This is a genomic window from Arthrobacter sp. ISL-5, from assembly GCF_018613835.1.
Taxonomy (GTDB): Bacteria; Actinomycetota; Actinomycetes; order Actinomycetales; family Micrococcaceae; genus Arthrobacter.
In genome coordinates this window covers 1-11,788 of record NZ_JAGGPM010000058.1, presented here as the reverse complement: position 1 = coordinate 11,788, position 11,788 = coordinate 1, and the positions used below count along the sequence as shown (strand labels likewise).

Sequence of the window (11,788 nt, the reverse complement as noted above, 5' to 3'; positions counted from 1 at the left end):
CGTGGGCGCGGCGGGCGCTGGCGGCGCGGGCTGCACGGATTGCGGCCTCGATGGGCCCCGCCGATCCTTCTGCCCGCCCCGTCATGTGCCCATGCTATGCCCGTCCTAGGTGCCAACACAGGTGGTTCCACGGATGTCCCGCGTGCATCCGGCGAGCATCATGAACGAACTGGGCACAAATCAGCAAGCCCCACGACACCAGGGAGAACTCCAATGGCAGGCAAATCGGCTGGAACTGTCCGGCGACTCGGCGCGGTCGGATTCTGGGGAGGACTCGCGGGCGCGCTTTCTGCACTTGTGTTGATCGTGTATCCGCCAGTGGTTGTCCCGGAGCAGTTCAGTTACCCGTTCAACGCGACCGGATTCACCATTGCGCAGGTGTTCTTTGCGGTGCAACACGTCACGATGGTGGCAGTGATCGTGGCGCTGCTGCTGACCCCGGCTGTCGGATCATCACGGCTTGCGCGTGCAGGCCTTTGCATTGGCATCGCGGGTCTGGCTTTGCTGGCTCTCCTGGAGCTGGCGGCCATCGCGGCCGCGCACTCCGTTTCCGGGGAACCGCTGTACGGCCTGGTCCAGTCGCTCTTCGCGATCCCCACGCTGCTCACGGGGATCGGGCTGGTCCTGGGCGGCATCGGTGTCCTCCGGGCTGGTGCCTGGAAGGGTGCGAAGCGATTCCTGCCGCTGCTATTGGGGATCTACGTCTTCGTGCCGCTGATTCCGGCCATCATGGGACCCCACCTCGCCGGCCGGATCGGCATCGGGATCTGGGTGCTGCTCTTTAGCCACCTCGGCTGGCTCCTCTGGCGCGGTGACCGAATGGACGTTGACCGACTAGACGCAGCGAGTGCAGACAAGGTGAGGCAGCCGTGAGCATAGTCCTTATAGAGGCCGTCTGCGAGCTGGCGTGGGCGGCCGTCTCCGCGGTTACATGTCAGCTAGCGGGTGCCGGATCCTCCGTCACCCGGGCGGGAACCATGGCCGGAGTACTACACCGGGTGTGGCGCGGGGAGCTCGCGGAGAACAACACCCCCGCCCTGTACGCCGCCGTGCTCGGGTGGCGGACAAGCAGCCAACGAGACCGCAAGCCTCTGCGCCTGCGGCCTGTAGCACCGTCCTTGTGCTTCAGCCCGTGGAATCTCCGGTCTACCAGCGCCTGACCTCCGGCAAAGGGCCATATCCGCTTAGTCGAAGCGCACGGCGTCCCACTCAAGGATTCGTGGAACGGCAAGCCCCCTCAAGAACGAACGGATCACCGGCGATAAAGCGCTCAGCATCCTCGCGCGAGGTGAAGATCCCCATCGACGCACCGGCCGGATCCGCTGTCTGGAACGGACCCAGTGCGAGGAGCCCGCCGCCGCCGGCGTGGAACGCTTCAAAGTAAGCCTCATGGCGGGGATACGTTTCAAGAACGCGTGAGCGATCGATGCCTTCGCTGATGCTGTACATCACGGCGAATTCCATGTGGGCGATCCTACCCGCGGCTCCACCTGACGAGGCCGAGACTGACTCAGTTGAAGCACGACTACTAAATGGATATTGGCCACGGGCGCAGGCAAAGACGGCAACAAGTACGAGTGGCAGTCCTGGCCGCCGGATTCACTTGAAGGCATGCCCCCGAAGCGGAGACGGCTGGCAGGCTGGGCATGTTCTTCTGGTACTTCCTACTGGGCGCGGTCCTGGGATCTGTCTTTGAGGCAGCCGGCATTGTGCAGCCGTGGCGCTCACTGCTCGCGATCGCCGTACTGGCCGCCGTCTTCGTTTCTCTTATCCGGGGCGGCGTCCTCGAAGCACGCCAGTTACGCGGCGAAGGGAACGAGCTGCCCTCATATCCGGTCACCCGCAAATCTCTGATCTCCGCGGCCGTCATCACATGCGTGCTCTGGGTCATTTATGGCGTCGCGGTAAGCATCGGCGAGCCTGTATTCCCGCTGCTGCCGACCCGCCTGCACAGTCTGGCTCGTCTTTCTGGTCCGGCAGTGGAGAACCGGACCCTGACTCCAGGTCACGCGGTCCATGCCGGGTGATGTCTGGTTACCGTCAGCGGAGAAGGATACAGCCCGGTGGCATGAGCTGCACCGTCCTTGGCCCCGCCTTGCGGCCGGGGCTCTCTCCTCGAAGGGGTCGGCACGACGCCGGAACCGAAATTCCTGGACTCCGCGCATGGCCCTCCCCCAATGCGGGCGCGTGCGCCCGGAGGATCATAGTGCTGACTCCCCTCAACTCCCCCATCGGGAAGCCCAGCGACTTCATAGTTTTATGAATTGATGGAAACTTCAACTTACTGAAGAGTAACGGCTTGTCTGTGACGGAGGCTCTTGGGGAACGGCCGACTGCTAGGGCGCGGCGGCTACGCCTCGACGGCTTCCGAGTCTGTGGTGGTCTCGGACAATCCTGTTCACATCACGCTGATTGTTGATAGCGGATCCGCTGAGCCACCGGGGCAACGCTGAATGTGTGGACCCCGTCCGGCCACCAGTGCCGCTGGCGACGGCCTTTCTATTGCCCAGGGAGGACAAGACACCATCCCGGTACGCGCTTAGCCTCAGTGATGTCTCCAGATAAAAAAGCCGGCGTATTCGGATGGGGCGATCACTTGGAGTGGATCCTGCCAAATCAACAACAGCCACGTGGCGATGGCGTCCGTAGCTCTATCTCAAGAGATAGCGCGAAATTCGATGCCAGCACGACCTCGAGCATCTCCATCCAGCCATGAAGAGCTAGCAATCTGTGAACGAAGCTTGCGATGATCCTCATGCAGAGTGCGATGCAGGCGCAGCCACCAAAAACGTCCTGAACCCAACGGATACGTAAAGGCCCAACAATCCACCCTGCACCAATGCAGGTGTTGTAGGAAAAACCGAGAAAAGGAGCAAGTCCAATGACCTCACCCACTCTGTAGCTTTCTCCACCGGGAAGGACCCTAGTCGAAACCCCCGCGCAAAAGAGCCCTGATAGTCATGCAGTTACACGGGAGCCCTGCCATGAACAGTCGTGAAGGCAGAAACAGGCAACGACACAGCACAGACGCGCCCCCAGCCCCAAACCAGGTCATGCAGTTTCACCCTGGCCCGACCATGAAGGCGTAATGACCCCATACCGTCACCGTCACTAAGAAAAGAGGCACCCGGCCGCAGCAATGGCCACCAACAAAAATGGGCCGCGGAGGGGGCCCACAAGTCAAGCTTTGTACACAGTCAGAGGCCTAAAAGGGCCCCTGACATGGGAAAAACGTGCCCGAGGTGGGACTCGAACTGCATTCCAGCCCTTGTAAACACTGGGAACTCCTGAAAACATCCCCAATCCGGCCCAGTCCGACCGATGTACGACCCGATCCGAAGCCTAAAGTGTGGACACTGTCCACACTGCCTTTTTGCCCAGCGATTGAGCATCGATCTACCGGGCACCTCACAATCGATGAGCGTCATATCGGCTTGTTCCTCCCTTGCCGGACACCGCGCAACCAGTGGTTTTGCAACCGCCGCGGTCGAAAGCTTGGCGCGGAGCCCTCTGCCTGTTCCTCACGACCTTCGTGGTCCAGGACCGGTCACCGCGTTGCTCTCTGGCTCAACCCCAAGAACGACGAAACCTCCGTTATCGGCGTTTAAGGCGTGCTCTCCCACTTTCGCGTCGCCCCCGATACGCGAAAGTGTTCGAACTACCGAGAAGAACGCCCGCGCAAATGACCCGCAGGGGTTCTTCTTTGAAGCCTATCCCTCACGGCTCAGATGTGCCCTGCCAGCCTGCTTGACGGCAGTGCGGGAATCTACTTGGACACTTGGCCCGCCAGCAGTCAGTCGCTCAATCTTGTTGCATTCGCAGTGGCGGGCGGAGATGGCAAATCCGTGCGTTAGGTGATCTCCGCGCATGGTGGTGCCGGCTGAGCGGTTACTACTTGGGTATTCGGATCGTACTCTAGGGCCGGCCTTCCGGCCACGATCACTGTAGCGCGCTCCCATGGCCGGTCTTCAAGTAGGAAGGGAATTTCTTGTTCTTCCCACTCCCTGTGCAGTTCTTCTTCTTCCTGGCCATCTCGTGCCAGCAGGCGACATCGGGCTTCAAAGTTGCCGCACTGCACCCAGATCGAAGCGTCGACTAGGTCAGAGAGAGCTTGGCGTGATGATCCGCTCCCTTCCACCCACACCACGGAACGCCCGGCGGGTAGAGCTATGGCACCTGGACGTTCTCGGGCCACCCAACCCGGCGGACGGTAATGGACTGCCTCGCCTTGGAGCAGGGGTTCGAGGACACCGTCACGGAGTTCATCGGCCCAGTCAAAAAACGAGAGATGCCACGCTACATCGTCCGTGTGAACAACATCTGAGTCCGGCACTCGAGCTAGTAGACGATCGACCAGGGTGGTCTTGCCTGCCCCGCTCCTTCCATCTACCGCTACAATCCAGGGGCGGTTCGGACGTTGTCCTGCTGCCGGCAGTAACCGCCGCACCAAGCCTTCCAGTGACTCGGCTTGCCAGGGTCCCGCATCGGGTTCGCCGACTTCCGGTTTCATATCCATGGTTACCTCGACTTCGATTGGGACGCTCACCGGACAGGCATGAGGCGGCGGCCAACATCCTGCGGCGTTTACGAGCCGAACAGTTGAGCTGCCATCGAATATATCCCCCACAACCCAGCCGCTAACAGGATGCCCAGGTAGGCCAAGACCAGCCTCGTATCGCGGAGGTAGCACTTCGACCTCGTCAGGCCCCTCCGTCGGGCTTTCCAGTAGCCTGCGAATCCGACGGCGGCGAACACGGCCAGTGCCACCGGACCAGCTGCCCAACCGAGCAGGGCAACGGTCGCGAAGATGCAGAGCCGCAGCGGATCGAAGGCCGGCGGGGACTGCGGATCCATTTCAGGGTCAGGCCTGTGTCCGTGCCGGCCTGACTGCTTGGAGCGCACCAGCTGCGATGGCAATGGCCCGGCTGCAATACGCCGGGCATCAGATGCGGAACTCATCATTCCTTCCTATCGCTGACTCAGACCTGGCGGACTGGGAGAAGCCGTGTGCCCGTGGCTGTGCTCATTCGTTGCCTGGCCAGGGCCGGCCACGCCTGGACAGCACAGAACGGAGCACACTGATGATCGCCGGCGTCACTCTTCGTGCCCACATGAACGCAGCATTGCGTGAGCCGTTCCTCGATCATGGTCGAGATGTCCATGAAGGGTTTCACCATGATGCGGGTGATCCGTTCGGCGAGGAGCCTGCGCAGCCGCTGTTGCTGCCCTGGAAGCTTGCCGGCAGCCAGTGTGGTGAGTGTGCCGATGCCGAGGTCGCACTGGGTGCAGATGTTCTTCCACAGATCCATTGTCCGCGGGTGGGACAGCGAGGACTGCTCGCTCAGCAGGTCCAGCAGGGAGGACTTCATGAGGGTGCGCAGCTCGAGCGGGATCGCGCTGTCGGCGATGCGGTTGGCGATACTGTCGGGATTGAGTTCCAGCCAGGCGAGCAGCTGATCGTGCCCGATGAGGGCTGTCAGCGAACGCCAGACCCCTGAGTCGTCCTTCAGCATGTAGCCCACGGACGCGCAATGCGGATGCGAGCACGGGAGTGCTGTCAGGTCGTGCCATGAAACCACCCCTCCGGTTTGCTTCGCGAGCCGTTCCAGCACGCCTGTGTGGGTGAGCCTGTCCGTGGGGTCGATGCCGTGGCCGCGGCCGGAACCGAACACCGGCTGAAGCGCAACCCCACCCACGAACGGGGTTTCCAAAGCCCTCATCACGACGGCGCCGACCTCACCATCGTTGACGCCGAGTGTCGCTGTCATCGTCAGGGTGGTGAAAACACCTGCCTCGGACAGGCGGGTGATGGCCACGTCTTTGAAGCGGGTCAGGTCTCCCCCGCGGTGGTGGATGGATGCTTCTTTGGACGGGCCGTCGTATTGGAGGTACACCTCCACGCGGTCCCGGTGCCTGGCCAGCAGTGCGAGCAGTTCGTCGTCGGTGGCCATGAGCATGCCGTTGCTGTTCACCATGATCCGGACGATCGGCCGGGCGACGAGCTCATCCAGAAGTTCGGCCAGATGGGGATAAAGCGTCGGCTCGCCGCCGGAGAGCATCAGCACGTCCAGCCGCCCGCTTTCGCGGGCAAGCCGGGTGTCGATATTCGCGAGCACCTCGCTAAGCGGCGCGACCCCCTGCAGCTGGGGGCCGGAGGCGGTGAAGCAGGTGGGGCAGCGCAGGTTGCAGTGCTCGATGATGTCCTGCAGGAGGATGCACGTGTGCTGCGTCTGCATGGCGGGCAGCCCGTAGGCATAGGCCTCCGGTACCTGGCGGTAATTGCCGGCCTGGTCCGGGATGTGTTGCTTGGTCGGCGCCTGCCACTTCTCCAGGTAGCGCAGAATTTCGGGAGACTCGTCGTACAACGTGCTGACGAGTCCGTGATCCGGGCAGCCGCGTTCGAGCCAGACCCGGTCATCGCGGATCAACAGCGCGCCGGAGAGGCGCCGCACCTGCGCGAGCGGGGGGTTCGTCTCGTGGCAGTGGGGACAGAAGGCCGTGACGTACCGGTGGATGCGGTCCCCGCGCAGCGGCTGGCCGGGACCGGGCAGCGCCTGCCGGGAAGAGAATAAGGACGGATTCATCTCAGGCCTCTCATCTGCGAGAGGGCTGCGACGCAGATCCCACCGCCGAGCAGCGTGAAGACACCCAGGCCAATCAACAGCCCCGCACCCAACCGGGACGTGCGCGGCCGGACCGCCAGCACACCCGCTGCCGCCAGATAGACGGCGATGGGTATGAACACTGCAGGCCCAGCAAGGAAGGTTTTATACCCTTCATCCGGAGCGATACCACCTGTTGTCCCGAAATAGAGGGCATAAAGGGCAACAGCCCCCAACAGGATTCCGAGCGCCATGGAGCCGCGTCTTGGTTCAGAGGGCGGCTCCTCTTGCTGGGGCGGCGGGGGCGGGTCCTGCGGTACGTCGGGGTGGTCCTCGCTCATGCCACTCTTCCTTCCAACTCCGGGCGGAGAGGTTTCCCGAACACCCGCAGCATCCGCCAGAACAGCAGGGGGAGAATCACCAGAAGGAACCACTGGGGACGGCTCATCCCCAGCAAGATCACCTCGTTGCCGCGGACGAATTCGACTCCGAACCGGAACAAGGCGTAAGAAGTCACGTAGCAGATAAAGAGGTCGCCAGGACGAGGCAAACGGTCTCGATAACGCCACATGAGCGCGAATGCGGCCAAATGGAACACGATTTCATAGGCAAAGGACGGGTGGAGCCCTACCCCGGGAACTCCGCCCAACATCGCAGCCTGCCCGGGCATGAGCGATATCCCCCACGCTCCCCCAGTCGGGGTGCCGGGCAGTTCCGTGAGAAGACAGCCCACCCGCCCGATGACCAGCGCCAAGGCGACCGCGGGCGCAAGCAAATCCCCGGTGGACTCGCGGTAACCTGTCAGCCGTTTACCCAGATGAACGCCGAACCACGCGCCCACAAGGCCCGCGAGGATGCTGCGATCGCCGTTGCCCCACCAGTCAACGAGGGACACCTGCCGGGAAACATCCCACGTGAGGACCCTTGAACCGATGGCCCCGAAGGCGACAGCGAAACCTGCAATGGGCCACAACCGTGGGTCGGACAGGCCGCGCCGGCGCTTCTCATAGGCGTAGAACAGCAAGGCTGCGAGGATTCCCAGCCCTAACAGGCCGGCGTGCACCAGCCCGTCTCCCGCGAAGGGAAGCCCGATCATGAGCAGAGTGTAGCAGTGAGCATTCCTGCCCTCCGGTCCTATATCTGGACGTTCACGGGAATTACATATGGACGTGGAGCCGCCGCGCGGCTTCAGAGATGAACCGCTGAGAGACGGGTACACGGTGAACGTGCTAGCGAAGCCCTAGTTCTTGAAGTTAGGGCACGGGATTGTGCACCAATGGCATCTTTGGGCTGGGACAGGACGAGCACTCAACGCCGCGGTCCAGCCCGCGCTTCCCCGCTCGGTGAGAAGCCGAGGTCACTATTTGGCGGTTGTATCCCACGCCTCGTGCAAAACTACTTCGGACATTCAGTACCGACCACTTGGGCTGGCTGGGACAGCGCGCCGCCAACTTCCAAGCCCCCGCGATCAGGGACCAGCTCATGGCCGATATCCCCGGAATTGACGAACCGATGGACCGCGTTCTCCTTGCCCAAACGCACGGCACCCCGCAATGGTCCCGGGTCGAATGGGCGCAGCAGCTGCTGCTCCACGCTTACACGCAACAGCACGAAGCACTCGGCACCCATCCTCACCGCGATCGCCTTCATCATTTGGTGGGAAGGCCGAGGCAGCAAAGCCCACCAATTCCTGGAACTCGCCCTCGACGCCGAACCCGCCTACCGACTGGCCAGGCTCACCGACCAAATGATCGGCTCCGGAATGGTTGCCGGCTGGAACATGGACAAGGACGGGGCCTACCGCCCCTGGGGCCTCGAAGCGTCATAGGCCCACAGTTATGGGGATACGGCGGCAGACGACGGCGGGGAGGTTCCGAAGCCAGTCGAACACTACAGCGTCCCACCGGTACGGCTCAAAAATTCAGGAGCGACCGCGACCATCCGGCTCATGCCGCAAGTAATCAGCAAGTCATGTTGTACGCGGCCCCAGCCGCCATGAACTGGTGAAGACGAAAACCCAAAGGAAAAGGACACACAAGGAAGGACACCCAGAAGCAGCCCGCTCTGGCAGGACCCGGCCCGCCGGACTGAGCCTGCTCCCCCACACATAACCGAATACGGGACTGCGGGAACCCACACACCCCGGAGAAGCAGATCAGAGGCTGGAGTGTGGACACTGTCCACACGAAAAAACACCAAAAACCCCGCTGACCTGCGGAAACACCTGTGCCCAAGGTGGGACTCGAACCGGACTCTAGCCCCTGCGAACACTGGGAACTCCCAAAAACATAGCCAATCCGGCCGAGTCCGGCACCAGTACGGCCCGATCCGGAGCCCAAGGTGTGCACATTGTGCACACCTTCTTTTTGCCCACGTTGCTGCACCATCCATGCGACTACCGCGCCCCTGCGAGGGCGCGGCGGCTCTGTCTTGTGCCCAATGCGGTTCCGATCGGAACTGCCAGGCTCCAGGCTCTGGATTGGGGCCCGGCCGATAACGGCCACGCCCGAGGACCGATATAGGGCAAGGCGCAGGCTTGGATTCGATGCGAGTCATAGCCGCGTGTTTCTCCTTTCCGAACTTCTCATGGTGGGTAAAAGTGTGAAGTGGCATGACCAAACATCAGCCAGCCCAATCTGTGTGTGATCGACTATCTGTAGGCCGTTTCAGCCGAAGAATCCAGCCAAGTTAGTGGCTCATTTCAGGCCAAAAGAGCGCTAAGAATCAGGCCAGGCAGTTCCCCTCCAAATCATGGATTCGGGGAGTGCGCAGAGTTGAGATCACCCGGGCCCGGGCGGTTCCCAGTGTGTTGGGAACATGGGCCCGCCACCCCCAGATAGGTTCCTTGCGGCGCTGCCATTGCGAAGCGTTTGCGCCGGAAGGGCTGGAAAGCAGATGACGGTACCCATGTCCGTACAAGAAAATATCAGGAGACTCGATTCCCAGGGAGTCCCGGGGCGTGAGATCGCCCGCCGGTTGAGTGTCAGCCGGACCTCGGTGACCAAGTACGCCGATCAGGAGGACTTCTCCCCGGTACCCGCCGAAGCGCGGGCCAGGCCCGGAGCCTCGGTGCTGACCGGGTTCGAGCACCTCATCGAGACGTGGTTGGGCGAGGACCAGCGCCGGACCCGCAAGCAGCGGCATACGGCCAAGCGCGTGTTCGACCGGCTCGTTGACGAGCACGGGTTCACCGGCACGTATTCTCCTGTCCAACGCTTTGTGAAGAAATGGAACGCCCGCAACAGAACCACGGGTGAGGGGTTCACCGAGTTGGTCTGGCCCGCCGGCACGGCGCAGGTCGACTTCGGGCAGGCCGAGGCCATCATCGCCGGGATCCGCCAAGTCCTGCACATCCTGGTGGTCACCTTCCCGTTCTCCAACATGCGCTTCGTCCAGGCCTACCGGGGCGAGACCGCAGAATGCGTCTGCCACGGGCTACGCAGGGTGTTCGAGCATATCGGGGCAGCACCGAGGCACCTGGTCTTTGACAACGCCACCGGCATCGGACGACGCGTCGGCACCAAGGTCGTGGAAACGAAACTGTTCGGCGCGTTCAAGTTGCATTACCGCTCCGAATCGCGCTACTGCAACCCGTACTCCGGACACGAGAAAGGCAACGTGGAAAACGCGGTCGGATTCCTGCGCCGCAACCTCATGGTCCCCGAACCCGAGGCCTCCAGCCTGCAGGCATTGAACGAGGTGCTCATGGCCAGGTGCGATGCCTTGGCCGCAACCACGCACTACCGCAAGGGACTGGCCCTGGGTGAGCTGTTCGCCCAAGACATGGCCGCGTCCCTGGCCTTGCCCGGGGTCGGGTTCGACGCGGTCCGATACGAATCGCGGAAGGCCGATAAGACCGGGAACCTGCTCATCGACGGGAACACCTACGCCGCCGGGCCCATGTTCCACGGCCGGAACCTCACCGTCGGTTTGCGCCACGACGTGGTGCAGATCCTCGATGAGCACTCCGAGCCCGTCCGGTCCTTTGACCGGGTGTTCGGGCGGCAGGGAGAGACGATCTTCGATCCCGCCTCCCTGGTCCCGCTGCTGGTGACCAAGCCCGGGGCGTGGGGCCATTCCCCGCTGCGGGCCTTGGTCACCGACCCGGTCCGCGACTGGCTCGATACCGCGGCGCCCACGGACAGGCGCCGCCTGCTCAACGCGGTGGACGCCGCGTCCGGGTCCACTGGCTTTGATGCCGCGATGGCCGCCGCCGACACGCTGATCCGGCGAGGGGATACCCCGGACATCGCAACCCTGGGCATGCTCGCCCGCCGGCTGGCCCACGGCACCGAACAGGCTGCAGCAAACGTGGACTTGAGCGTCTATGACACCTTCACCACCGTCAACACGAGCACGGGAGAAGTCGCATGAACCCGATCACCGTCCAGGACATCACCGAAGCGGGCAAGCATGCCTCGTTGACCGGCAGCGTGTTGACCGAATGGGCTGAGAAGGGCACCCCGAAGCAACGCGAATACCTGCACGGGGTGCTGATGGCCGAACACGAATCCCGGCAGGAATCACGCCGCCAACGGCTGCTGAAATCCGCCCGGCTCCCGGCCATGAAAACACTCACGGGATTCGACTACTCCAGCGTCAGGTTCCCCGAGGACTACGGCCGTGACCCCCTCGAGTCCCTGGACTTCATCAACCGGGCCCAGGATCTGGTCCTCTATGGGGACGTGGGCACCGGCAAAACCCACATGGCGACCGCCCTGGTGGCAGCCGCCTGCCGGCAGGGTATCCAGGCACGCTTCTTCACCACCTCTTCTCTGGTCATGATGCTGCGGCGGGCCAAGGACGAGGACCGGCTGGACAGGGAGCTCGCTTCCCTGGCCAAGAACCAGCTCCTGGCCATTGACGAGCTGGGCTACCTTCCGATCGACACCGAGGGGGCCAGGCTGTTGTTCCAGGTCATCGCCGACGGCTACGAAAAACGAAGCCTCATCATCACCACCAACCTTGAGTTCTCCCGCTGGGGAACGGTGTTCGGGGACGACAACATGGCCGCCGCCGTCATCGATCGGCTGGTCCACCACGGACGCCTCCTGCAATTCCGTGGCGAGTCCTACCGAGTCAAGAACGCCCTCATGAAATAGCCAACCGCCGAAATGGACTAAAAACGTGCAGAGATGGCCTGAATCTTAGCGCCGAAATGGCCCACTTTAAGTTGACGAAACACA

General features: G+C 62.7%; 10 protein-coding genes. 5 read left to right on the top strand and 5 right to left on the bottom strand.

Features of this window, described 5'->3' with window-relative positions; all coding sequences use genetic code 11:
• The first annotated feature begins 213 nt into the window (after positions 1 to 213).
• The gene (locus J7I89_RS24045) at positions 214 to 873 is read left to right on the top strand and encodes a hypothetical protein (RefSeq protein WP_214975737.1); all 660 of its coding nucleotides are present in this window, start codon (positions 214 to 216) and stop codon (positions 871 to 873) included.
• Between the two features lie 336 nt (positions 874 to 1,209).
• On the opposite strand, the gene J7I89_RS24040 is transcribed toward J7I89_RS24045, so the two are convergent.
• Positions 1,210 to 1,464: a hypothetical protein gene (locus J7I89_RS24040; RefSeq protein WP_251045797.1), complete on the bottom strand. Its 255-nt coding sequence runs from the start codon at positions 1,462 to 1,464 to the stop codon at positions 1,210 to 1,212.
• Positions 1,465 to 1,646: 182 nt separating this feature from the next.
• On the opposite strand from J7I89_RS24040, the gene J7I89_RS24035 reads away from it, so the two are divergent.
• Positions 1,647 to 2,027, top strand: a complete 381-nt coding sequence (locus J7I89_RS24035; protein ID WP_214975735.1) for a hypothetical protein — start codon at positions 1,647 to 1,649, stop codon at positions 2,025 to 2,027.
• Between the two features lie 2,557 nt (positions 2,028 to 4,584).
• Here the strand turns inward: J7I89_RS24035 and J7I89_RS24030 are convergent.
• From J7I89_RS24030 to J7I89_RS24015, 4 genes are read right to left on the bottom strand one after another with little or no spacing between them, the layout of a single operon-like run.
• Positions 4,585 to 4,959 carry a hypothetical protein gene (locus J7I89_RS24030; RefSeq protein WP_214975733.1) on the bottom strand — a complete coding sequence of 125 codons (375 nt, stop codon included), beginning with the start codon at positions 4,957 to 4,959 and terminating at the stop codon, positions 4,585 to 4,587.
• Between the two features lie 20 nt (positions 4,960 to 4,979).
• The gene (locus J7I89_RS24025) at positions 4,980 to 6,584 is read right to left on the bottom strand and encodes a radical SAM protein (protein ID WP_214975731.1); all 1,605 of its coding nucleotides are present in this window, start codon (positions 6,582 to 6,584) and stop codon (positions 4,980 to 4,982) included.
• Positions 6,581 to 6,943 (bottom strand): hypothetical protein, encoded by a 363-nt coding sequence (locus tag J7I89_RS24020; protein ID WP_214975729.1) that lies wholly within the window; start codon positions 6,941 to 6,943, stop codon positions 6,581 to 6,583. Before J7I89_RS24020 ends, J7I89_RS24025 begins: the two co-directional genes overlap by 4 nt.
• Entirely contained in the window at positions 6,940 to 7,698 is a 759-nt protein-coding gene (locus J7I89_RS24015; protein WP_214975727.1) for a prolipoprotein diacylglyceryl transferase, read from the bottom strand. The genes J7I89_RS24020 and J7I89_RS24015 overlap by 4 nt, the downstream gene beginning before the upstream one ends.
• Positions 7,699 to 8,130: 432 nt before the next feature.
• On the opposite strand from J7I89_RS24015, the gene J7I89_RS24010 reads away from it, so the two are divergent.
• The 3 genes from J7I89_RS24010 to istB all read left to right on the top strand — a co-directional run bounded on the left by J7I89_RS24010 (position 8,131) and on the right by istB (position 11,704).
• Positions 8,131 to 8,430, top strand: coding sequence for a DUF4192 family protein (locus tag J7I89_RS24010; RefSeq protein ID WP_251045796.1), 300 nt, complete (start codon positions 8,131 to 8,133; stop codon positions 8,428 to 8,430).
• A gap of 1,079 nt (positions 8,431 to 9,509) precedes the next feature.
• Entirely contained in the window at positions 9,510 to 10,976 is a 1,467-nt protein-coding gene (gene istA / locus J7I89_RS24005) for an IS21 family transposase (protein WP_214975725.1), read from the top strand.
• Positions 10,973 to 11,704 (top strand): IS21-like element helper ATPase IstB, encoded by a 732-nt coding sequence (gene istB / locus J7I89_RS24000; RefSeq protein WP_214975723.1) that lies wholly within the window; start codon positions 10,973 to 10,975, stop codon positions 11,702 to 11,704. Before istA ends, istB begins: the two co-directional genes overlap by 4 nt.
• Positions 11,705 to 11,788: the final 84 nt, after the last annotated feature.

Excerpts from the sequence above, each read along its gene's own strand:
- J7I89_RS24025 (WP_214975731.1), bottom strand. The coding sequence starts at position 6,584 with ATGAATCCGTCCTTATTCTCTTCCCGGCAGGCGCTGCCCGGTCCCGGC.
- J7I89_RS24030 (WP_214975733.1), bottom strand. The coding sequence starts at position 4,959 with ATGAGTTCCGCATCTGATGCCCGGCGTATTGCAGCCGGGCCATTGCCA.
- J7I89_RS24040 (WP_251045797.1), bottom strand. The coding sequence starts at position 1,464 with ATGGAATTCGCCGTGATGTACAGCATCAGCGAAGGCATCGATCGCTCA.
- istA (WP_214975725.1), top strand. The coding sequence starts at position 9,510 with ATGTCCGTACAAGAAAATATCAGGAGACTCGATTCCCAGGGAGTCCCG.
- J7I89_RS24045 (WP_214975737.1), top strand. The coding sequence starts at position 214 with ATGGCAGGCAAATCGGCTGGAACTGTCCGGCGACTCGGCGCGGTCGGA.
- J7I89_RS24015 (WP_214975727.1), bottom strand. The coding sequence starts at position 7,698 with ATGATCGGGCTTCCCTTCGCGGGAGACGGGCTGGTGCACGCCGGCCTG.
- J7I89_RS24035 (WP_214975735.1), top strand. The coding sequence starts at position 1,647 with ATGTTCTTCTGGTACTTCCTACTGGGCGCGGTCCTGGGATCTGTCTTT.
- istB (WP_214975723.1), top strand. The coding sequence starts at position 10,973 with ATGAACCCGATCACCGTCCAGGACATCACCGAAGCGGGCAAGCATGCC.
- J7I89_RS24020 (WP_214975729.1), bottom strand. The coding sequence starts at position 6,943 with ATGAGCGAGGACCACCCCGACGTACCGCAGGACCCGCCCCCGCCGCCC.